16 protein-coding genes and 1 pseudogene are annotated in these 22262 nt (G+C 69.9%); 12 read left to right on the forward strand and 5 right to left on the reverse strand.

What is annotated here, in order from left to right; all coding sequences use genetic code 11:
• The first annotated feature begins 146 nt into the window (after nt 1–146).
• The 4 genes from ACFY3D_RS21960 to ACFY3D_RS21975 all read left to right on the forward strand — a co-directional run bounded on the left by ACFY3D_RS21960 (nt 147) and on the right by ACFY3D_RS21975 (nt 12183).
• Complete coding sequence (locus ACFY3D_RS21960; protein WP_389981792.1) at nt 147–3047, forward strand: CDP-glycerol glycerophosphotransferase family protein; 2901 nt, start codon at nt 147–149, stop codon at nt 3045–3047.
• 467 nt (nt 3048–3514) lie between these two features.
• On the forward strand, nt 3515–6988 hold the full coding sequence (locus ACFY3D_RS21965) for a UvrD-helicase domain-containing protein (RefSeq protein ID WP_389981794.1): 3474 nt from the start codon (nt 3515–3517) through the stop codon (nt 6986–6988).
• A complete protein-coding gene (locus ACFY3D_RS21970) occupies nt 6982–10677 on the forward strand; it encodes a UvrD-helicase domain-containing protein (protein WP_389981796.1) in 3696 nt (1231 codons plus the stop codon). Before ACFY3D_RS21965 ends, ACFY3D_RS21970 begins: the two co-directional genes overlap by 7 nt.
• A 312-nt stretch (nt 10678–10989) precedes the next feature.
• Nucleotides 10990–12183, forward strand: a complete 1194-nt coding sequence (locus tag ACFY3D_RS21975) for a cytochrome P450 (RefSeq protein WP_389981798.1) — start codon at nt 10990–10992, stop codon at nt 12181–12183.
• A 45-nt stretch (nt 12184–12228) separates the two neighbouring features.
• Here ACFY3D_RS21975 and ACFY3D_RS21980 read toward each other — a convergent pair whose 3' ends face one another.
• Nucleotides 12229–12780, reverse strand: a complete 552-nt coding sequence (locus ACFY3D_RS21980) for an NADPH-dependent FMN reductase (protein ID WP_389981800.1) — start codon at nt 12778–12780, stop codon at nt 12229–12231.
• A 113-nt stretch (nt 12781–12893) separates the two neighbouring features.
• Between ACFY3D_RS21980 and ACFY3D_RS21985 the strand changes: the two genes are divergently transcribed.
• Nucleotides 12894–13817: an AraC family transcriptional regulator gene (locus ACFY3D_RS21985; RefSeq protein ID WP_389981802.1), complete on the forward strand. Its 924-nt coding sequence runs from the start codon at nt 12894–12896 to the stop codon at nt 13815–13817.
• A 168-nt stretch (nt 13818–13985) separates the two neighbouring features.
• Nucleotides 13986–14249, forward strand: a complete 264-nt coding sequence (locus ACFY3D_RS21990) for a hypothetical protein (RefSeq protein ID WP_389981804.1) — start codon at nt 13986–13988, stop codon at nt 14247–14249.
• 15 nt (nt 14250–14264) lie between these two features.
• Here ACFY3D_RS21990 and ACFY3D_RS21995 read toward each other — a convergent pair.
• The 3 genes and pseudogenes from ACFY3D_RS21995 to ACFY3D_RS22005 all read right to left on the reverse strand — a co-directional run.
• Nucleotides 14265–14579: pseudogene (locus ACFY3D_RS21995) on the reverse strand (Tn3 family transposase); the annotation flags it as partial.
• Nucleotides 14560–14895, reverse strand: a complete 336-nt coding sequence (locus ACFY3D_RS22000) for an alcohol dehydrogenase catalytic domain-containing protein (protein ID WP_389981806.1) — start codon at nt 14893–14895, stop codon at nt 14560–14562. The gene ACFY3D_RS22000 and the pseudogene ACFY3D_RS21995, both read right to left, overlap by 20 nt.
• Before the next feature lie 98 nt (nt 14896–14993).
• Nucleotides 14994–15830, reverse strand: coding sequence for a CPBP family intramembrane glutamic endopeptidase (locus ACFY3D_RS22005; protein ID WP_389981807.1), 837 nt, complete (start codon nt 15828–15830; stop codon nt 14994–14996).
• Nucleotides 15831–16104: 274 nt separating this feature from the next.
• Here ACFY3D_RS22005 and ACFY3D_RS22010 point away from each other — a divergent pair, with 274 nt between their 5' ends.
• The 5 genes from ACFY3D_RS22010 (at nt 16105) to ACFY3D_RS22030 (ending at nt 20216) form a co-directional block, all read left to right on the forward strand.
• Nucleotides 16105–16341 (forward strand): hypothetical protein, encoded by a 237-nt coding sequence (locus ACFY3D_RS22010; protein WP_355613517.1) that lies wholly within the window; start codon nt 16105–16107, stop codon nt 16339–16341.
• Between the two features lie 132 nt (nt 16342–16473).
• Entirely contained in the window at nt 16474–17502 is a 1029-nt protein-coding gene (locus ACFY3D_RS22015; protein WP_389981810.1) for a sensor histidine kinase, read from the forward strand.
• Nucleotides 17499–18113, forward strand: a complete 615-nt coding sequence (locus ACFY3D_RS22020; RefSeq protein WP_389981812.1) for a response regulator — start codon at nt 17499–17501, stop codon at nt 18111–18113. Before ACFY3D_RS22015 ends, ACFY3D_RS22020 begins: the two co-directional genes overlap by 4 nt.
• Before the next feature lie 40 nt (nt 18114–18153).
• A complete protein-coding gene (locus ACFY3D_RS22025; RefSeq protein ID WP_358070061.1) occupies nt 18154–18309 on the forward strand; it encodes a hypothetical protein in 156 nt (51 codons plus the stop codon).
• Between the two features lie 581 nt (nt 18310–18890).
• Nucleotides 18891–20216: a phytase gene (locus tag ACFY3D_RS22030; protein WP_389981815.1), complete on the forward strand. Its 1326-nt coding sequence runs from the start codon at nt 18891–18893 to the stop codon at nt 20214–20216.
• A 96-nt stretch (nt 20217–20312) separates the two neighbouring features.
• Here the strand turns inward: ACFY3D_RS22030 and ACFY3D_RS22035 are convergent, their stop codons facing one another.
• A complete protein-coding gene (locus tag ACFY3D_RS22035) occupies nt 20313–21116 on the reverse strand; it encodes an SAM-dependent methyltransferase (RefSeq protein ID WP_389981817.1) in 804 nt (267 codons plus the stop codon).
• A gap of 228 nt (nt 21117–21344) precedes the next feature.
• Here ACFY3D_RS22035 and ACFY3D_RS22040 point away from each other — a divergent pair, with 228 nt between their 5' ends.
• Complete coding sequence (locus tag ACFY3D_RS22040; protein WP_389981819.1) at nt 21345–22088, forward strand: hypothetical protein; 744 nt, start codon at nt 21345–21347, stop codon at nt 22086–22088.
• The last annotated feature ends 174 nt before the right edge of the window (nt 22089–22262 follow it).

Consider the following 22262-nt stretch of genomic DNA (forward strand, 5'->3'; position numbering starts at 1 on the left):
CGGTACGAAGGGACCGAGCGGGAAACCGGCTAGATTACAAATGCCTGTAAATCCTTCAAGCCCGTAAATTACGGCGTAACCGGCCCTGCTGTGGCGCACTAACATGGCCTAGGACAGCGCTCTGTCCGAAAGGCGGTGCCTTCTCCATGGCGACCGGTGCCACTCCCGCACGAGCCGGCGGCGACCCCGTCGCCGATCGCCTGCGGGCTGTCCAGGATCTCTGCGACCGGGGAGAACCACTCGACTCGATCATGGAAGCGGTGCTGGCAGACGGACTGAAACCGGTCGAGCGACGCCGTTTCGACGCCGACGCGCTGGCCGGCCCCCTGGGGTCCAGGCTGGAGATCGCGGCCAAACGAGGAGCCGCCAAGCGCCGCGAGTTCGTCACGCTCCTGAAGCCGTACGTCACCGGCGTCGACCCGAAGGTCAAGCGGGACCTTCCGGTCGCCCGCAGGATCGCCTTCCACCTGATCGAGCACCGGGAGATCGACGAGCTCGCCGACGGCGACGCGCTGCAAAAGCTCGTCACCGCCGCGGCCGAACCGTCCAGGCGCGTCCGCAAGAGCCTCAGGTGGTACGCCGACCTGCCGCTCCAGGACGAGCTGCCCGAGGCCCTGTACCGCCTGCGGGCGGCCGACCTCATCCCGGTCACCCAGATCGAGGACATCTCCTGGTCGGGTGGCCGTCTGCATGTCAGCGGGCACGCCTACCTGGCCGGACTGTCCGTGCGCAGCCGCCGCTTCAACCGGGCCACCGTGGTGCTGCGCGGCCCGCGCTGGCTGCCGCCGGTGCGGCTTCGCACCCGCAGGGTCTTCCACCCCGAGGCGACCCACGGGGCGGAGGAGGCGGGCTGCAACTACGACTGGTCCGGTTTCACCGCCGAGATGAGCCCGTGGCCGCTGCGCTGGCGTTCGGCCGTGCGGGCCGTGGTGCGCGGCGGCAAGCGCCTGCTGCGCCGCCGCGAGACCGTCCAGGACACCACCACCTGGCGCGCCGAGATCGTGATCTGGAGCCGTGGCGCCCGCGCGGGCGGTCTGCTGCGTGGCCCCTCCACCGGCCGCACCGAGCGTCCCGCGGGCCTGGACCTCGGCAAGGGCTGGTGGATCCGTCCCGTCTGGACCTCCGACCGTGCCCTCCAGATCGTGCTGCAGCCCACCCGGGCCGAGTTGGTCGGCGTGCGGCTGGTCGGTGAGCGCCTGGAGGTCGAGGTCTTCCTGCCGGGCAAGGAGGTCAACAGGGGACAGGCCCGCCTGGACGGCCACCGGATCGCCGCCGACTTCACCCCCGGCGAGGGCGGCACCACCGTCGTCGTGCCGCTCGCGACGGCCTCCCTGCTGCAGGAACGCGACGGCGGCAGGCTCTGGATCGAGCCCAAGGGCGACCCCGCGGCCTCCGTCATGATCGGCAAGGCGCAGGAGAGCCGTACGGTCGTCGGTGACCGGGAGATCACCGTGCTGCGCGACCGGCGCGACCGCGTGAGCGTCTCCGCGCACCGGATCCGCCCGGTCGTCACCGCCGCGACCTGGGACGAGGGGGGTGTGCTCACCCTGGAGGGCTCCTACCCGGGTTCCGGTGAGGCCGCGCTCACCCTCAAGCACCGCAGCGGGCTGATCCACGCGATCCCCCTGGAGCGAGAGGACTCCCGCTTCACGGTGAGGCTCGCGCCCGCCGCGATGCCCCGTTTCGGCGACACGGCCCCGCTGAACAGCGGCACCTGGAGCATGGCGGTGCGCGACGCGGCCGGGCAGATCGTCCCGTTCCGCGTCGACCACGCCATCCTCGACGGGCTGGACGAGGAGACGAAGATCCGTGACGGTCGCGAATACCGCCTGATCTCCACCCGCTTCGACATCCCCGTGCTCTCCGTCGCCGAGCACCTTCCCGACGACGAGAAGGGCGCGGGCGGCCTGTACGCCCTGCGCCGGCACTTCTACCCCGCCGAGCGGGCCCGCGAGCTGAACGACGCGACCGTCTACGTCGCCTACGACGGGCGGCAGTACGAGGGCAGCGTCCGCGCGGTGTACGAGGAGCGCGTGCGGCGCGGCGACACCGGCGAGCACATCTGGGTGGTCAAGGACGGCGCGTTCGTGCCGCCGGGCCCCGACAGGCTCGGTTTCGGCACGGGCGGGGGGCCGACCGTGGTGCGCGCGGGCAGCCGCGAGCACTACGCGGCGCTCGCCCGCTCGCGCTACGTGGTGACCAACGGTTTCCTGCCGCCGTGGTTCCGGTCCCGCGAGGACCAGGTGGTGGTGCAGACCTGGCACGGCACCCCGGTCAAGCGCCTGGGCAACGACCTGCCGCACATGTCCCGCGACCCCAAGCCGCCGGCCTGGCACCGGCAGGCCGTCGAGGTGCGCGGCTGGGACCTGCTGGTCTCCCAGAGTCCCTGGGCGACCCGCGTCATGCGCAAGGCGTTCGGCTACCAGGGCGAGGTCCTGGAGAGCGGCTACCCGCGCAACGACGTGCTCGTGGCCCCCGACCGCGACGAGCTGGCCGCGGCGGTGCGCGCGCGGCTCGGCATCGCCGAGGGCGCCAAGGTGGTGCTCTACGCGCCGACCTACCGCGACTACGACCGCAAGAACGCCTCGATCCGCCTGGACCTGGCCGAGGCGCACCGGGTGCTCGGTCCCGGCCACGAGTTCCTGATCCGGGGTCACTCGATGCAGGCGGCACCGAACGTGCGCGCCGGCCTCGGCCGCGACGTCACGACATATCCGGATATCACGGATCTGTTGTTGATCGCGGATGTGCTGATCACGGACTACTCGTCGGTCATGTTCGATTTCGCCGCGACCGGCAGGCCGATGCTCTTCTTCACCTACGACCTGCAGCGCTACTCGTCCAAGCGGGGCATCTACCTCGACCTCGCCGCCGAGGCCCCCGGCCCGCTGCTGTCCACCGGGGCCGAGGTCATCAAGGCCCTGAAGTCGATCGACGAGGTGGCCGCCGCCCACGCCGAGAAGTACGACCTCTTCCAGCGCACCTACGTCCCCCGCGACGACGGCAAGGCGACGGCGAGACTCGTCGACCGCGTCTTCTCCGCCTGACCCACCCGCCTGACCCGCCCGGACCGGATGGTTCGCCGGTTCTTCAGGACCGTTCTCCGGATACGGCCCTGAAGAACCGTCTTTGGGAGCGTCTCCCGCGGGGAGAGGCCCCCGGGCCCGCAACCGCCTGCGAGTTCGTCGCACGGAGGGCGCCTCTCCGTTCCGGGCGCTCTCGCGGATTCCCGGCCGGTTCCCGGTGATTCCGCGAGTGTCCCGCACGATGCCGGCCCCGTCCCCCGCACCCCCTTCGGAGCCTTCGGAAGACTCCCGCCCAGGTCCGCGCGGTGCTCCGCCCGCCGGATTCCCGGAAAACCGCCCGTGGCCCGCCCCATCCGGTGAAGAATCCGCCATGCCGTACCCACCGACTCGGCACGATCATCGTCCGGGATCTGGTGGAATGGCGAGTTGTGAGTGGTCAGGACTGGCGGCTGATACGTCGTGAGGGCGCGGGGAGGGCTGTTGCCCCTGTGCTCGACGAGCACCAGCGGGCGGTGGTGGCCCATGAGAGCGGCCCGCTCCTCGTGCTCGCGGGGCCAGGCACCGGCAAGACCACCACGATCGTCGAGACCGTCGTCGACAGGATCGAGCGCCGGGGCGTCGACCCTGAGCGGGTGCTCGTCCTCACCTTCAGCCGAAAGGCCGCCGAAGAGCTGCGCGAGCGCATCACCTCCCGGATGCGCCGCACCACCCGCACCCCCCTCGCCCTCACCTTCCACAGCTACGCCTACGCGCTGCTGCGCCGCGAGGCCGTGCTCGCCGGAGGGCTGCCACCGCGCCTGCTCACCGGCCCCGAGCAGCTCCTGGAGATCCGCCGCCTGCTCCACGGCGAGCTGGAGGACGGCGCCACGCACTGGCCCCACGACATGCACGAGGCGCTCAAGACGCGCGGCTTCGCCCAAGAGCTCCGCGACTTCCTCGCCCGCGCCGCCGAGCGCGGTCTCGACGGACCCGAGCTGAGAGAGCTGGGCCGCCGCCACGGCCGCGCCGACTGGGTGGCCGCGGGAGGGTTCGCCGACCGCTACCAGGCCAGGTTCGACCTCGACCTGGAACCGGTGCTCGACTACGCGGAGCTGATCCGCGCGGCGGGCGCGCTGCTCTCCGACCCCGAGGTGCGCGCTCGCGAACGGTCGGCGTACGACGCCGTCTTCGTCGACGAGTACCAGGACACCGACCCCGCACAGGAGTTCCTGCTGCGGCAGCTGGCGGGGGAGGGCCGCGACCTGATCGCGGTCGGCGACCCCGACCAGTCGATCTACGGCTTCCGTGGCGCCGACGTCCGCGGGATCATGAACTTCCCCGACAGGTTCCGCGACGCGAACGGCGCGAAGGCCCCCGTCATCGCGCTGCGCGTCTGCCGCCGCAGCGGTCGCGAACTCCTGAGGGCGACCCGCCGCGTCACCGCCCGCCTGCCCGCTCCCCCCGGCGCCGCCGCCCACCGCGACCTGCGGGCCCTGCCGGACGCCGAACCCGGCGACGTACGGGTGCTGGTGGCCGACGGGGGACCTCAGGAGGCGGCGATCGTGGCCGACACCCTCCGCAGGGCGCACCTGCTCGACGGTGTCCCCTGGTCACGGATGGCCGTGCTGGTGCGCTCGGCGACCCGTCAGGTGCCGCTGCTGCGCCGGGCGCTGGTCAGCGCCGGGGTGCCCGTGGTGGTCGGCGGCGGCGAGGTGCCGCTGTTCCAGGAGCCGGGCGTACGGCCGCTGATCAGGCTCATCCAGGTGGCACTGCACCCGGAGACCCTGGACGAGGGGGTGGCCGAGGAGCTGCTGACCGGGGCACTCGGCGGCACCGACATGATCGGGGTGCGCCGCCTGCGCCGCGCGCTGCGGATCGCCGAGAACGAGGCGCTCACCGGCATCGGCGAGCACACCGTGGACGAGACGCGGGCCGATCCCGGCGAGCACACCGTGGACGAGAGGTCGGCCGGTTCCGGAGAGCGCGACGTGGACGAGAGGTCGGCCGGCCCTGGCGGGCACGACGAGGGTGAGACGCCGGTCGGTCCCGAAGAGCGCGACGTAGGTGAGACGCCGGCCGGTTCCGGCGAGCACGATGCGGACAAGGCGCCGGCCCGCCTCGGCGACCATGGCGCGGACGAGGCGCCGACCCGCGTCGGTGACGTCACGGACGAGCCGGAGACCGGCCTCGGCGAACACGGTGTGGACGAGGCGCCGGCCCGCGTCGGCGCGTACGACGCGGACGAGGTGGCGGCCCGCGAGACCCACGGTCCGCGTTCGTCCGGCGAGCTGATGGTCGCGGCGCTGAAGGACGCGCGGGAGCTGGTGAGGGTGGAGCCGCACATCGCGCAGCCCGCCGAACGGCTCGCCGGTCTCATCTCCGCCGCCACCGAGGCGGTGAGGAAGGGCGGCACCGCCGAGGACGTGCTGTGGGCCGTCTGGCAGGCCACCGGACTGGCCAGGAAGTGGACCGACGTCAGCCTCAGGGGCGGCGTGCGGGGCCTCATGGCCGACCGCGACCTCGACGCCGTCGTGGCGCTGTTCGACCACACGGCCAGGTTCGTCGACCGGCTCCCGCACGCCGGGGTGGACGTGTTCGTCGAGGACCTGGTCGCCCAGGAGATCCCCGGTGACTCGCTCGCCGAGCGCGCCCCCGACGGCGACACGGTCCGCATCCTCACCGCGCACCGCTCCAAGGGCCTGGAGTGGGACGTGGTGGTCGTCGCGGGGGTCCAGGAGGGCGCCTGGCCCGACCTGCGGCTGCGCGGGTCCATCCTGAGCACCGACGACATGGTCGCCAGAGCCGAGGGCTCCGAGCACGAGAACCCCGCGGCCGTCTCCGCCGCCCTCGCCTCCCAGCTGCTGGCCGAGGAGCGCCGCCTGTTCTACGTGGCCGCGACCAGGGCGAGGAAGAGGCTCATCGTCACCGCCGTGGGCGGCGACGACACCGAGGAGCGGCCCTCCCGCTTCCTCACCGAACTCGTCCCCGGTTCGACCGAGGACGCGGGCGTCGACGAGCGTTCCCGCTGGCTCAGCATGCCCGCGCTCGTGGCCGACCTGCGTTCGGCGGTCGCCGACTCCACCAGGCCCGAGCCGCTGCGCAGGTCCGCGGCCGAGCACCTGGCGAGGCTCGCCGCCTCGGGGGTGCCCGGCGCCCACCCCAACGAGTGGTACGCCCTCACCCCCATCTCCGACGACCGCCCGCTCAGCTGGCCCGACGACATCGTGCGCGTCTCGCCCTCGGCGGTGGAGAGCTTCAGCAAGTGCGGCCTGCGCTGGCTGCTGGAGACCTCCGTGGGTGCGGGCGGCACCGACGTGGCCCGCGGCCTGGGTACGGTCGTGCACGCGCTCGCCGTCCTCGCCGCGACGGGCATGCCCACCGAGGAGACGCTCGGCAAGCGCCTGGACGACGTCTGGCACGAGCTCGACTTCGGCGGCGTCTGGTACAACCGCAAGCAACGCGCGGTCGCCGAGGAGATGATCTCCAAGTTCGTCCGCTGGCACGAGGAGAACCCCAGGGAACTGGTCGGCCTGGAGGAGGCGTTCACGGCGATGGTCTCCGAGGGCGTGCAGATCAAGGGCCGGGTCGACCGGGTCGAGCGCGACGGCGAGGGCCGGGCCGTGATCATCGACATCAAGACCGGTAAGACCGGCGCCAAGGACGGCGAGCTCGAACGCCACCCCCAGCTCGGCGTCTACCAGCTCGCCGCGCTGCTCGGCGCCTTCCAGCGGCACGGCCTGACCGAGCCGGGCGGCGCGGCACTGGTCCAGGTGGGCGACGCGGCGGGCAAGAAGGCCGCCAAGGAGCAGTCGCAGCCTCCCCTCGGGGACGACCCCGACCCGAACTGGGCCAAGGACATGGTCGGCACCGTCGCCGTCGGCATGTCGGGGCCGTTCTTCCAGGCCAAGGTGAACGACGGCTGCCGCACCTGCGCCGTACGGTCGAGCTGCCCGGTCAGCAAGAACGGAGACCAGGTGTGCTGAGCCCGGTCCAGCTCGCCGCCAAGCTGGGCATCCTGCCGCCGACCCCCGAACAGGCCGCCGTGATCGAGGCCGGCCTCGAACCGATGGTCGTGATGGCCGGGGCCGGATCCGGCAAGAGCGAGACCATGGCCGGGCGCGTCGTCTGGCTGGTCGCCAACGGGCTGCTCCGCCCCGAGCAGGTGCTCGGCCTCACCTTCACCAGGAAGGCCGCCGCCGAGCTGGCCGCGCGGGTGCGCGAGCGGCTCAACGGTCTCGTCGAGGTCGGGCAGGTGCCGGCGGAACTGCTGGAGGGCGAGCCGACCATCTCGACGTACCACGCCTACGCGGCCCGCCTGGTCACCGAGCACGCCCTGCGCGAGGCGCTGGAGCCGACGATGCGCCTGGTCTCCCCAGCCGTCTCCTGGCAGCTCGCCAGCCGGGTGGTGAGCTCGTACGACGGACCGATGGAGCAGGTCGAGTGGAGCCCGGCGACCGTCACCCGGGCGGTGCTCGAACTCGCCGGTGAGCTCGCCGAACACCTGCGCACCCCGCAGGACGTACGCGACATCGGCACCAAGCTCGCCCAGCGGCTCGCCGCGCTGCCCGGCACCCCGACCAAGGACCAGCGCAGACCGCTGCTCACCCAGCGGGCCAGGGAGCAGCTGCTGCCGCTCGTCGAGGCGTACAACCGCCTCAAGCGCGGCCGGGAGGTGGTCGACCACGGCGACCAGATGGCGCTGGCCGCCAGGATCGCCGACCGGCACGCCGACGTCGGCGTGATCGAGCGCGGGCGGTTCGCCGTGGTCCTGCTCGACGAGTACCAGGACACCAGTCACGCCCAGCTCGTCCTGCTGCGTGCCCTGTTCGGCGGCGGCCACCCGGTGACGGCGGTGGGCGACCCCTGCCAGTCCATCTACGGCTGGCGCGGCGCCTCGGCGGGCAACCTCACCCGGTTCCCGCGCGACTTCAGGACCGCCTCGGGGGAACTCGCGCCCGTCAACCGCCTCTCGGTCAGCTTCCGCAACGGCGACGCCGTGCTCGACGTCGCCGCCCGGATCCAGTTGCCGCTCCGGATGGAGGCGAGGGAGGTGCCGGTCCTGGTGCCCGGTAAGAACCGGGTCGAGCGCGGCCGGGTGATGTGCGCCTTCCACGAGACCGCGGACGACGAGGCGCGCTGGGTCGCCCTGGAGGTCGCGAAGGTGCTGGGCGTCGAGAGCGCGCCCGACGGCATGCCGTGGGGCGAAGGCGAGCGTAAGAAGGCGAAGCAGAGCATGTGGGGCGGGCCGCAGGCGCTCCAGCCGCACGACGTGGCGATCCTGGCGCGCAAACGCTCGCAGTTCCCCGCGCTCCGCAAGGCCCTGGAGGAGCGCGGCATCCCGGTCGAGGTCGTCGGCCTGGGCGGGCTGCTGCTCGTGCCGGAGATCGCCGACATCGTCTCCACCCTGCGCGTGATCTACGACCCGAGCGCGGGGGACGCCCTGGTGCGGCTGCTGTCCGGCCCTCGCTGGCGGATCGGACCCGCCGACCTCAAGGAGCTCGGCGAGCGGGCCCGCGAGCTGAACCGGGAGACCCGCGAGGGCTCCTCACCGGTGGCCGACCCGCTGGACCAGGTCGTGGCCGACATGGCCGAGGAGCGCGGCAGCCTGGTCGACGCCCTCGACGAGCTGCCCGACCGCCCCGAGTGGCAGGAACTGTTCTCTCCCCTGGCCGCGGTGAGACTGGTCGCGATGGCCCAGGAGTTGCGCGTCCTGCGCGCCCACACCGGCCAGCCGCTGCCCGACCTGATCCTGGAGATCGAGCGCACCCTCGGCCTGGACATCGAGGTGGCGGCGAGGGGGACGGCCGTCGGTCCCTTCGCCGCCCGCGCCGACCTCGACGCCTTCCTGGACGCCGCCGCCCGGTTCGCCGGAGACTCCGAGGACCCCACGCTGGGCGCGTTCCTGGCGTTCCTGAAGGCGGCCGACGAGGAGGAGAACGGCCTGGACGCCGGGCGGGTGGGCGAGAGCAACAGCGTGAAGCTGATGACGGTCCACGCCTCCAAGGGCCTGGAATGGCCGGTCGTGGTGGTGCCCGGTCTCTCCCAGGCGCTGTCGAAGACCGGGACGCTCACCGTCGGCACCGTGTTCCCCGCCCGCTCCACGACCAGCACGAGGTGGACGGAGAACCCGCGCAAGCTGCCCTATCAGCTGCGCGGGGACGCCTCCGACCTGCCGGGACTCGCCGGGCTCGCGAAGGAGGAGCTGGCCGACTTCGACGAGCGCTGCCGCGAACGCGACCTGCTCGAGGAGCGCCGCCTGGCGTACGTCGCCGTCACCCGCGCCCACTACCTGCTGATCGCCTCCGGCTACCGCTGGGGCACCGCGGCCAGGCCGCTGGACCCTTCGGACTTCCTGCTGGAGATCCGCGAGACCTGCGGCAGAGTGGTCTCCTGGGCGCCGGAGATGGAGGAGGGCGCCACCAACCCGCTCCTCGACGAGCCCGCCGAGGCCCGGTGGCCGATCGAGCCGGACGACGCCCGCTACGCCGCCGTTCTCGACGGCGCCACCATGGTGGAGGCCGCCCTCGCGGCCCTCGCGGGCGGGGCCGCCTCCGCTCCCGCGACCGCGGGTGTTTCCGCGCCCGCGTACGAGGACGTTCCCTTTCCCGAGGCCCCGCTGTCCGAGGCCTCACAAGGAGGGGTCTTCCCGGACGAGACGGACGTGCCCTTCCCCGAGGACCCGTGGGACGAGTCCTTCCCCGAGGACCCTGAGGCGCCGTTCCCTGCCGATGCCGACCTTGGAGCATCCCCCGCCCAGCGGGACGAATCGACCGGCTCGGGAGCCGTACCCGAGTCGGGGGCGGCGTCCGGGGCGGAAGCGGTGTCCGAGCCGGTCTCCGGGGCGAGTGCGGTGTCCGAGCCGGGGACGGCGACTGCGGAACCCGCAGCCGACTCCGGACCCTGGGCCGGGTTCGAGGCCGAGCCCGGTGAGCCGTCCGAGCGGCGTCCGGCTCCCGCGGCAGAGCTGCGAGGGTGGGACAGGGAACGGGCGAAGGCGTGGGAACGCGACATCGAGCTCCTGCTCAGGGAACAGGAGCTGAAGCGGCGGCGCGGCAGGGGCCGGGTGGAGCTGCCGACCCACCTCACCGTCTCCTCCCTCGTCACCCTCGCCTCCGACCCCAAGGCGCTCGCCAGGCAGATCCGCCGCCCGGTGCCGAAGAAACCGGCGCCGCTGGCTCGACGGGGCACCTCCTTCCACCGCTGGCTTGAGGGGCGCTGGGGGCAGCAGCGGCTGATGGACGAGTTCGAGTTGCCCGGCGCGTCCGACGACTTCGAGGAGACCGACGCCCACCTCGACCAGCTGCGCGAACGCTTCGAGGAGAGCGAGTGGGCGGGCAGGGAGCCGCTCGACGTCGAGGTCCCCTTCGAGACCGTGATCGCCGACCGGGTGGTCAGGGGCCGGATGGACGCGGTCTTCCAGGTCTCGGAAGGCCGCTACGAGGTCGTCGACTGGAAGACCGGCCGCCGCCCGAACGGGAGGAAGGCCGAGGCCGCCGCCTCCGTGCAGCTCGCCGCCTACCGGCTGGCCTGGTCCCACCTGGCCGCCGTCCCGCTGGACCAGGTGGGGGCGGCCTTTCACTACGTCCTGCTCAACGAGACGGTCCGCCCCGTCGACCTCCTCGACGAACGCGGCCTTGTCACCCTCGTCGAGTCGGTCCCCGTACTCCCGTGAAACTCCTCACGGTGAACATGACGCTCTTGGCGTGATCCCGCGTCTTGGGCGCCGGAGTGTGACCCGGTGATCCTGGCCGGAGCGCGCGGAGGCCGGCGCATCATCACTTCAGCGCCATATCTGTACTACGACATCCCTGATATCCGGCTGGAAATCCTCCCCTGAGTGTCTTCCCGTGAGATTTTCGAAGACCGACCTTCGAGCACCGGAAGGTAAGCGCGTCGGTCCGATCCACCGCACCTGGTTCCACGCGTACGAGAGAACGCACGAGCCCGGCTGATCCCGGACCCGTCCTGAGCGGAAAGGCACGCCATGACCACCATCGCCGACACATGGGGCCTGCACGAGGGGCACTTCTGGCTACGCGGAAAGCGGCCCGACCAGCCGGTGAGCTTCGACGCCGACACCGGGATGTGGAACGTCTACGGCTACCCCGAGGCGCTGCGGATTCTCGGCGACCCGAAGACGTTCTCCTCCGACACCAGCCGCATGGTGCCCGAGATCGCCAGGCCCGCCGAGCGCAGCCTGACGCAGCTGGACCCGCCCATGCACGGCAAGCTTCGCAAGCTCGTCAGCCACGCCTTCACCCCCAAGATCGTCGCCGACCTCGAACCGCGCATCGCCGCGCTCACCAATGAGCTGCTCGACGCGGTGGCCGAGCAGGACCGGCTGGAGCTGGTGGCCGACCTCGCCTACCCGCTGCCGGTCATCGTCATCGCGGAACTGCTCGGGGTGCCCAGCTCCGACCGCTACGTGTTCAAGCAGTGGGTCGACAGAATCTTCGAGAACTCCCAGCGGTTCTCCCTGGTCAACCGCAGCGAGGAGCAGGAGCGCAACCTCGCGGTCGCGATGGAGCAGATGAAGCACCTCACCGACTACCTCGGCGAACACGCCACCGAGCGCAGGCGCCACCCGCGCGCCGACCTGCTCACCCAGCTCGTCGAGGCCGAGGTGGACGGTGAGCGGCTCAGCCAGGCCGAGGTGGTGAACTTCGCCAACATCCTGCTGTTAGCCGGGCACATCACCACCACCATGCTGCTGGGCAACACGGTGCTCTGCCTGGACGAACAGCCCGAGCGGTTCGCCCGTGCCCGTGCGGACCGCTCGACGATCCCCGCCGTGATCGAGGAGTCCCTGCGCTTCTTCAGCCCGTTCGCGGCCCTCGGCCGCGTCACCAACGTCGACGTCGAGATCGGCGGACAGCGGGTGCCCGCCGACCAGCTGCTCATGGTGTGGATCGCGGCGGCGAACCGCGACCCCAGACAGTTCGCCGACCCCGACGTCTTCGACCCGACCCGCGATCCCAACCCCCATCTCGGTTTCGGCAGGGGCATCCACTTCTGTCTCGGCGCCCCGCTGGCCCGCCTGGAGGGCCGCGTCGCGCTCGACATCCTGCTCGACCGCTTCCCGCACCTGCGCACCGACCCGGACGAGCCGCCGCAGTTCATCCCCAGCCCTAACATGACCGGCGTACGCAGACTGCCGCTGCTCACCTCCGCCGGCTGAGCGGGCCCGCTGAGCCGGGAGAGACGTGGACGGCGACGTCCCGGTTCATCCTCTCAGCGGGCGCAGGGCGGAGCCCCAGGCGAGGACCTGGTCGAGGACGACGTTCAGCCGGTCCTCGTGGACGGAGGCGGGATTGAAGCCGTCCACGAAGTCGGTGTGGATCGACAGCCCGACCTGGTTCGACACGGTGGCCACACTGAGCAGGCCCAGCACGTGCCGTAGGTGCGCGATCGCCCGGGGCGCGCCGTCCACGCCGTAGCCGACGAAACCGGCCGCCTTGTTGCTCCATTCGGCGTACAGGAAGTCGAGGGCGTTCTTGAGCCCGCCGGGAAACGAGTTGTTGTACTCGGGAGTCACGATCACGAAAGCGTCCAGGGACGAGATCTTGGCCGACCAGCGCTTGGTGTGCTCGTGCTGGTAGTTGCCCGTGGCGGGGTGCTCGGGCTCGTCCAGATTTCCCAGTTCGTAGTCCTTCAGGTCGACGAGTTCGTACTCGGCGTCGCCCCGCTTGGCCGCCAGATCGCGGACCCAGTGCGCCACCGCCTCGCCGTTTCTGCCAGGGCGGGTACTGCCCAGGATGATGCCCACCTTCAGCATGTCAATGCTCCCTCGCTCGGTTGTGAAAACCACCGTAGGGAGACCGGCTGAGATAATGAATGCGCAGCTGTCCAATATTTATAAGCCATCGTCTCAGGACGTAGACTGACCGCGTGGATCTGCTGAGCGACGTCGCGGCCTTCATCCGGTGTGGACGCCCCACCTCCGCCCGCGTCTCCTGGCGTGCGCCCTGGGGGGTGTCGTTCCGCGCGTCGCCCGGTTCCGCGGGGTTCCAGGTGGTGCTGCGCGGATCCTGCTGGCTGCTCCCCGAGGAGGGCGAGCCCGTTCCGCTGAGCGTGGGCGACCTGGTGTTCCTGCCGCACGGCGACTCGTTCGGGTTGGCCGACGATCCCGCGAGGCCGCTGGTCGAGTCCGACTGTGGCGTGCACTCCGAGCTGTTCGCCTCGGCAGGGTTCGGCGGGGCGGGTGCCGAGACGGTCATTCTGTCCTGCGGTTACCTGCTCGACCTCGACAGGACCCACCCGATCCTGGGTTCGCTGCCCGGCGTGATCCATCTGCCCTCGACGCTCGGCAGCAATCCGGAGCTGCGGGCCGCCGTCGAGTTGCTGGCCGGCGAGATCGACAACCCCCGCCCGGGCACGGACACCGTCGTGTCGTCCCTGCTCGACATGTTGCAGTTGTACGTCCTGCGGGCCTACTTCGAGACGCAGGACGAGCCCTGCACCCTGTCCGGCTGGGCCGCCGCGCTGGCGGACCCGGCCGTCGGCCGCGCGCTCGACGCCATCCACCGCGACCCCGCCCGCCGCTGGACGGTCGAGTCCCTCGGCGCTCACGCGGGCCTGTCGCGCGCCGGCTTCGCCCGCCGCTTCACGGGACTGGTCGGGCAGCCGCCGCTGGCGTACCTGACCTGGTGGCGGCTGATGAGCGCGGCCCGCATGCTACGTGACTCCGACGCGTCGGTGGCGGAGGTGGCCGAGCGGGTGGGGTACGGGTCGGAGTTCGCCTTCGGCAACGCCTTCAAGCGGGAGTTCGGCGTGGCGCCCGGCCGGTATCGCCGCCAGAGCGCGGTGGCCTAGCGGGAACGGCGGCGGGTCGTCCGGGGACGGAGGACGGCTGGAACGCGCGTCTGTCGCCGTTGTGAGTCTCCGGTGGCCGGACGGGGGGTCCGGTAGGAATGGAACGGTGAGCCTGGGTTGGTGTCACATTTGTTGACACCTTGGGCTGGGGCAGGTCAGCCTTGCGGCGTGAACTCTGATGGTGTGGCCTTCCTGCGAGCTGATGTTGAGAGGTTCTGCGCTGAGATCGAGGATCTGGCTCCGGCGCTGCGGTTGCGGCTGTTGGCTGAGCTGGGCGTGATGCTCGATGAGGTGACGTCGGTGGCGATGGCCTCGGCGATGGCGGCCGCTCAGGCGGAGGGGTGGGGGCTGCGGCGGATCGGCAGGGCGGTCGGGGTGTCGCATGAGCAGGTACGGCGCATCCTGGCGACTGTGGGTTCGGCCGAGGAGTAAGCCGTTGGGCGGGTCTCAGCTGGGGCGGACGGCTCGCAGTGGCCGCAGGCGGCCATCGCGGACGGTCTCGGGCAGGGAGAAGTTGTAGCGACCCAGGAAGTTCAGGTGGTCGAAGCCGAGCGGGCTGAGGCGGGCGATGTCGGCCGCGGCGATCTGCCGGCCCTCGGCGCGGATCTCTTCCAGGGCGCGGGCGGTGTAGACGGTGTTCCACAGGATGCAGACGTTGGTCATGAAGCCGAGCGCGCCGAGCTGGTCTTCCTGGCCTTCTTTGTAGCGCTGGCGCAGTTCGCCTTTTTGGCCGTGGAAGATCTTACGGGCGAGCTGGTGCCGGGACAGGGAGCGTCGCAAGGTGCTCCCATGCCGCGTCGGACGGGGCAGCGGCGGTGGCTGCGTGAGGTACTGCGCGGCGTTGCGCCCAGCCGCGGGCGCCGAGCCCGAGGAAGACCACACGATCGCCGACGTGTGGTCCTGCGCCGTCGTCGGCGGCGGCCTCGAGCACGAGGCCCGCTCCGTCCCAGCCAGGTATCGACCCTACGGGAGCCCCGGGGAGGGCTGCAAGATCACCGGAATTCGAAGCGAACGTCTCGACACGCACCAGCAGTTCGTGCGGAAGCGGGGAGGGCTCTGCCACCTCTCTCAGGGTCACTCCGCTGGGTGTGCCCGGAGTCGTCGTCCATGCCGGCAATCCCGAACCTTCCTCACCCCGGCCGTCGTCGCCACCCTGCAACCTGCAGCAGTCGGTCTCTATTCCACGCGGGTGTCTCCCGCACGTTTCCGCGACACGACCCGCGCCGCCTCGACGATCTGTCCTTCACCTGGGGTGAGGGCGGGCCCGGAGTTCCGGGTCTGCCACCAGACCGATGCGGTGATTGCGATGTGCAATACACAGGGAAGGAGCATGATGGCTGATCCGACGCCATCGGACCGGTCGTTCGCCGCGGTGAAGTCCGCGTGCAGGACGAGCAGGACGAGGAAGCCGATCGTGTTGTTCACCGCGTGGATGACGATGCCGATCTCGAGTCCACCGCTTCTCCAGGTGATGATCGCGAGAGTGGATGCGAAGACGAGGTAGTAGAGGTTCACCCAGGGGTCGGTCGAGAAGTGCACCACGGCAAAGAGGACGCTGGATACGGCGACGCCGAGCAGCAGCGCTACGCGCGGGCTCTTGGCCCAGCTCGCGGCGACCCGGAACACGAGGCCGCGGAATCCGTACTCCTCTCCGGCAGCCTGCAGAGGCGTCAAGAGGAGGGTGACGAGGAAGACGGAGGCCAGTCCGACAGTCGACCAGGTGGTCGTCGTGTTGCCCATCACCAAGTTGGAGACGACCAGGTTGATCGCCCACAGCGGGAGGACGACCAGCATCGCCTTACCGAAGACAGCGGTGCGGAAGACACTCCGTACCGAGGTCAACGAGGCGGCCCGGACTCCGTACAACCATCTTTGGATCAGCATGCTCCACGGAATCAGGAGGGCGATAGGGAGCATCGCTGCGACATGGATGCTCGCGGTATACCCGCTCAGCCCCAGCGCGGCGTCGATACGGAACGCGACCTGGACCGCTCCGAACGTGAGACCGAACATTCCGCCGACGAGCAGGATGATCGCCAGGACGCCCCGGCCGATGCGACGTCTGTCGCCCGCGAGGACGCGCTGATACTCCACTCCGGGCGGAACCGGACGAGGCGCGAACGGGGACGTCCTCGCCGGAGAGTCCGTGGAGGGCGGTGCACTGGATTGGCTATGCATGCCATCCATCCCATACGGGCGTGCAGTCGGACGGTACTGCCGTCATGTCATCGGAACAGGTGACACAGTGTCACTGCCGACGGTGTCGAACACCGGAGAGGCTCGAGGCATGAAACTGCTCAGAGGTATTCTCATCGCGATCGTCGTCGTCGGCATTCCCAGTGCGTTCATTCTGCTCCTCAGCCGGAGCAACCCCGACATCATCGGGTTCCTGCCGGACGACTGGGAGTCGTTCATCATCCAGAACGACTGGATCGGGTTCCTCGTCCTCGGCATCGAGGTGCTGGCTGCGCTCGGCGCCACCGGGCTCGGATCGCTCATCAAGAAGCGCGAGAACGCCGCCTAAAATGGGGGGATCGAACCATTCGCGAAGGCGGGCCGTCCGCTGACGGGCTCCGGTACCCGTCGGCGGATCCGGCACGCGACGATTCTCACGATCACGGTCGCGGTCGTCCCCATCGGGATGCTGGCCGTGGCCGTGACCTCCACCTCGTGGTGGGACGGAATCCTCGCCATAGGTCTTCTCGCGCCGCTGCTTCTGCTCCGGCAGTGGGCTCCCGACGGTTTCCCGAACGGCAGCATCCTGGTCGTGGTTCTCTCCGCCGCGAGCTGGGCGTTCAGCGCGGCGCTCGGCGGCAGCCCGCTGGGCGTGTTCGCGCTCTCCCTGGCCGGCGCGATGATCCTGACCCGGTTGCCTCGTCATCGCTTCATCGCCATACTCGGCTTCTGCGCGGCCTCGGCGGCGCTCGGCGCCATGGTCTTCATCACGCGGCCGTTCACTCTTCTCACCGCGGCGAACTACCTCCTCATACCGGCCGGCACGACGCTGTTCATCTGCATCGTCATGGCCCTGGTCGAACGCTACTCCGACATCCTCCTCGCCCTGGAACGCGCGAAACAGACCGAGGCCGAGCTCGCCGTCGCGCGGGAGCGCATCCGCTTCGCGAGCGACCTGCACGACATCCAAGGGCACACACTCCACGTGATCAAACTCAAGACCGCCCTGGCCAAGCAGATCACCGACTCCGACCCGGTCGCAGCGAAGCGCGAACTCGACGAGGTGCAGCGTCTCATCGCCGACACCATCGCCCGCACACAGGACCTCGTCCACGCGCAGCGCCGCCTCAACGTCGCCTCGGAGGCGGAGAACGCCAAGAACCTCCTCGAGGCCGCCGGAATCGCCGTGACGATCGCCACGATCAACCCGGTGGGAGGTGCCGAGAGTGCCCTGCTCGCGCAGGCGCTGCGCGAGACCACGACGAACATCCTGCGCCACTCGAACAGCACGCGCACAACGATCACGATCGACACTCACCGCATCGAGATCGTCAACGACGGCGCCGGTACAGGCCCGCTGCCCCCGCTGGGCGGCCTGGGCACCCTCCGCCGTCGGCTGGAGGAGAGCGGGGGAACGCTCGACCTCGCCCGCGAATCCGGAAGCTTCCGCACCACGGCAACGGTCCCCGTACCGGCGCCGGTCGCATCCACGAGCGAGTACGACCGATGAGCCCCCAGCCCGTGACCGTCCTCCTCGCCGACGACGAACAGCTCATCCGGTCTGCCCTCGCCGCTCTTCTGCCGCTCAACGGAAACATCGCGGTCATCGCGGAAGCCGCCGACGGCGCCGAAGCGGTCAGACTGACACGGGAGCACCGGCCCGACGTCGTCGTCATGGACTTCGACATGCCCACCATGGACGGGCTCCGCGCCGTCGCAGAGATCCGCGACAACGACCCGGACCAGATCATCGTCCTCCTCACCCGTCATGCCCGGCCCGGCGTCCTACGAAGAGCGCTGAAGGCCGGAGTCCTCGGCTTCCTCAGCAAAGCAGCCGACCCCGAGTTCATCGCCGAGATCATCCACACCGTCGCCAGACGACAACGATGGATCGACCCCCGTATCGCCGCCCTCGCCATGACCGACGACTGCCCACTCACCGAACGCGAACTCGATGTGCTCCGTGAAACAAGCGAAGGCTACGCCGTCATCGACATCGCACGCCGACTACACCTCGCGCACGGCACCGTCCGCAACTACCTCTCCAACGCTATGCAGAAAACCCAAACCGCGACCCGCCACGACGCCGCCCGCTACGCCCGCGAACACGACTGGCTCTGACCTGGCCACTTCATCGTCCCGAAAGGTGTTAGACGACGACATGATCGCCTACGCTCGCACGCTACGGAAACGCGGTGTCGCGGTACCCGACATCGCGGCCAAGCTTGTCATCCCCACCGGCAAGAACAAGGGCAGCAACCCCTCCGTGGCCAGTGTCTACCGCATCCTGGCCGACACCGACGTCACCTCCGCATAACAACGGCGCTCGACCCCGGCCCAAGGCTGGGCCGAGTCCGTGCCCGCAGCTCTGCCCCCTCAAGGTCCCCTGCCCGATTACTGAGAGTTACTTTGGGGCTCATCGCATGGACCCGAGCGGTGGGCCATCAATGCAGATTGACCATGAAGATCATTTATTGGCGTACGTTTTCGTTCCACTGCTCCTCATGGGTCAGCAGCCGTAGCGCCGGAGCCAGATCACCGATCCCGGCGCAGAATCGCTCAACATCAGCTCGCGGGAAGGCCACACCGTCAGAGTTCACGCCGCAAGGCTGACCTGCCCCAACCCAAGGTGTCAACAAATGTGACAGCAACTCAGGTTCACCGTTCCATTCCTACTGAACCCCCAACGGGCGCGACGGTCATCCCGTCACCCGGCACATCGCACGGGGCGGGAGTATTTTCGACCCACTCCGAGAGGGTTTGAAGCTGGGATCGAAGTTTGTGAGCAAGTGCGAACGGCATCCTGATTTGAGCGGAAGTTCCGGTCCGGTTCATCGTTCGTTCCGCTTCCCTGCACAGGATCGAGGTCGCGACACCCCCCTTTCCCAGGAGAAGTCAATGCGTCCCTTGAGCACACTGACGTCCACAGCGTTGACGGTCTGCCTGCTCGGCACCGTGGCCCTACCGGCGACGGCGAAGGACCTGCCCACCGTCGAACCCCGGGTCGAGACCCCGGCCCTCTTCGACGACGAGGCCGGAGGCAACGCCAACGGTGACGACCCGGCGATCTGGGTCCACCCCACCTCCCCGGCGGCGAGCGTGATCGCCGCCACCGCGAAGGAGGGCGGGCTCTACGTCTACGACCTGGACGGCAGGCAGCTCCAGCACCTGCCCGCGCCGGCCGCGCCCGGCCGCGACGACGAACCGGGCCGGTTGAACAACGTGGACGTCGTCTACGGTCACGCCTCCGCGGCGGGACGGTCGGACATCTTCGTCGCCTCCGACCGCGGCGCGGACAAACTGCGCGTCTACCGGATCGACCCCGCGAAGTCCGGCCGGGACCGGCGGGTGCTCACCGACGTCACCGACCCCGCCGCGCCGTTCGTCTTCAACACGACCCAGGCGGAGGTGAACGAGGCCGAGACCGTGTACGGCCTCGCGACCTGGAAGCGGGACTCGGGCACCTACGTCCTGGTCAGCCGTCGGCACACGACGCGGCTCGCGCTGCTGAAGCTCACCGACGCCCCGGGCGGCAAGGTCGGCTACACGAAGATCAGAACCATCGACCTGCCCTCGCGCTTCACCCTCCCGAACGGTCGGAGCTGGACTCCCTGCGACGAGCCGGGCGTGGGTCCGCAGATCGAGGGCATGGTCGTCGACGCCGGGACCGGAACGCTCTACGCGGCACAGGAGGACGTCGGCATCTGGCGCATGAACGGTGATCTCACCGGCTCACCGGTGCTGGTCGACCGCGTCCGGGAGTACGGCGTACCCGCCACCTACGACGCCGACGCCGACGAGTGCGTACCCGGGGCCGACCCGGGGTACGGCGGTCGCAACCTGACCGCGGACGCCGAGGGCCTGACCGTCTACCACGGCAAGGGCGGCGAGGGTTACCTGATCGCCTCCAGCCAGGGAGACAACACCTTCGCCGTCTACGACCGCGGCGGAAGGAACGCCTACCTCGGCTCCTTCCAGGTCGGCGAGCGCGGTCGTATCGACGGCGTGCAGGGCAGCGACGGGGCGATGGTGATCAACGTGCCTCTCGGCCGCGGGTTCCCCAAGGGCCTGTTCGTCACGCACGACGGCACCAACACCCCCGAAGCGTCGGACTCGGAGGGCGAGGTGCGGGAGAACACCAACTTCAAGTACGTGAAGTGGGACGACATCGCCCGCCGCCTCGGCCTGGACATCGACACCAAGAGCTGGGACCCGCGCCGCTGACCTGCCTTCACCCGCTCGGAGCCGTACGAGCGGCTCGTACGGCTCCGGGCGGGAACGTCGGGGCGACCCGCCGCTCCCTCCCGGCGCCGAGGCGCGTCAGGGCTTGCGACCCACCCCGACGTAGCCGATCGAGGTGTTCCGAGCACCGAACAGGGGCTCGTCGACCGGGCGCCACTCCCTGGGGAACGTCAGGCCGGGTTCGAGCAACTCGTAGCCGTCGAAGAAGCGGGAGATCTCCGCGTGCGTGCGCAGGCTCAGCGCCGCGGTGGCCCGGTTGTAGACCTCCAGGGCCTCCGGCGTGGTGTCGGGCTTGGCATCGGTGCCGTGACTGACGACGAGATGGCTGCCCGGCGCGCTCACCTCGTGCAACCGCTCGACGATCTGGTAGGCACCCGCGCCGTCGGGGCTCTCGTCCGGGATGAAGTGCAGGATGGCGAGCAGCAGGAACGCCACGGGCTGGTCGAAGTCGACGTGCCGGCGCAGCTCGGCCAGCAGCGTCTCCGGGTCACGCACGTCGGCCTGCACGACGGTGACGTTGTCGCTGTTCTCCAGGATCGCCCGGCTGTGCGCGCACACGACGCTGTCGTAGTCCACGTAGACCACGCGGGTGTCGGGTGCGATCTCGTGCGCGATCTCGTGCGTGTTGCCCCGGGTGGGAAGCCCGGAGCCCAGGTCCACGATCTGCCGGACGCCCGCCTCGACCAGGAGGCGTACGGCACGGGCGAGGAACGCCCGGTTCTCCTTCGCGGAGTCGCGTGTCTCGGGGAAGATCTTCAGAATCTGCTCGGCCGCGGCCCGGTCGGAGGCGAAGTTGTCCTTGCCGTCCAGGTAGTAGTCGTACATCCGGGCGACATTGGGCACGTTCGGGTCAATTCCGGCCGCCCCAGCCTGCTCATCCACGGTTTCTCCAGACTCTTCCGCATTTGTCTGGCTTTGATCTTAGAGAGACTTTCACGTTTTGGCAGCGAGATGAGGTCATCGCCGTGAGCCTTTGGCGGCGGACGTCGCCGGGGCCGGTGAACAGCCCGAACGGCCGGCCTTTCCGGTCGGGTGTCATCCCTCTGATGGTGTGCCGCTCATCCTCGCGAGTGACGTCACAGTCCTGCCTCCGTTGTCATGATCTGGTCTGTGGCTACAGAGGCGGCTTTACGGGCGGGCTGGTGGCGGGTCGTCGGGCGGGGGGTGCTGTTCCTCGCAGCGACGGTCGCCTCCTGGTGTCTCATCGGCATCGTCTTCGCCCTCGGCTCAGTATGGTCGTATCTGGGCGGGATGCTCGGCCTCGCCTTGGTCGGCTGTGCCCTGGTGGCACTGGTCGGGATCTCCGAGGATGTCCCCTGGGCGGTCTGGGGGACGTTTCCGTTCCTCGCCGTACTGCTGTTGAGCGGCATGTTCCTGCCGGGCGACTACTACCTGAGCACCTACGGTGAACCGGTGACCACGACCGTGGCGGAGCGGACGTGGGTCGAGGGCCGGAGGTCGCACAGGGACCATTACCGGTATGTCCTGCGGGGACCGGACGGTCGACTCCTCAAGAAGGTGATCAAGAATTACAGGGACGATCCGCCACTGGAGATCGGGGCGCCGGTCGAGATGCTGATGGATCCCCTGGGCGTGTTCGAGGCCAGGGAGCCGCGGGAGCTGAGGTCGCTCACCGCCCTCTGGGTCTCGGCGGCCGGGGTCGTGCTGATGACGATCGTGCTCAGCGTGATGGGTGAGCTGAGGCGCCGGACCATGCTTCCCAAGGGGGCGGGCGCTTCGAAGGCCGATGACTCCGAAAGACCCCCGGCAAAGCACGGTTCCGGGAACTCCACGGAGCCCGGCAGTCCCAAACGAGCGAACGGCTCCAGAAGATCCAACAAGCGAAGACGCTAGAACTCCCATCGCGGCGGCACGGTCCTCGCTTCACGGCGCCACGCCCACTGGCTGGGAAAACTCGTACACCACTTCCATGGACGCAACCCAAGCAACGAACTTGCGGGAACTTACGCGGACTTGCGCAACAGCCTCCTCGCCGAGCGTGTCGATCGCATCCATGGCACTTGGCGG

This window comes from Streptosporangium sp. NPDC000509, assembly GCF_042898365.1.
In the GTDB taxonomy this organism is placed as follows: Bacteria; Actinomycetota; Actinomycetes; order Streptosporangiales; family Streptosporangiaceae; genus Streptosporangium.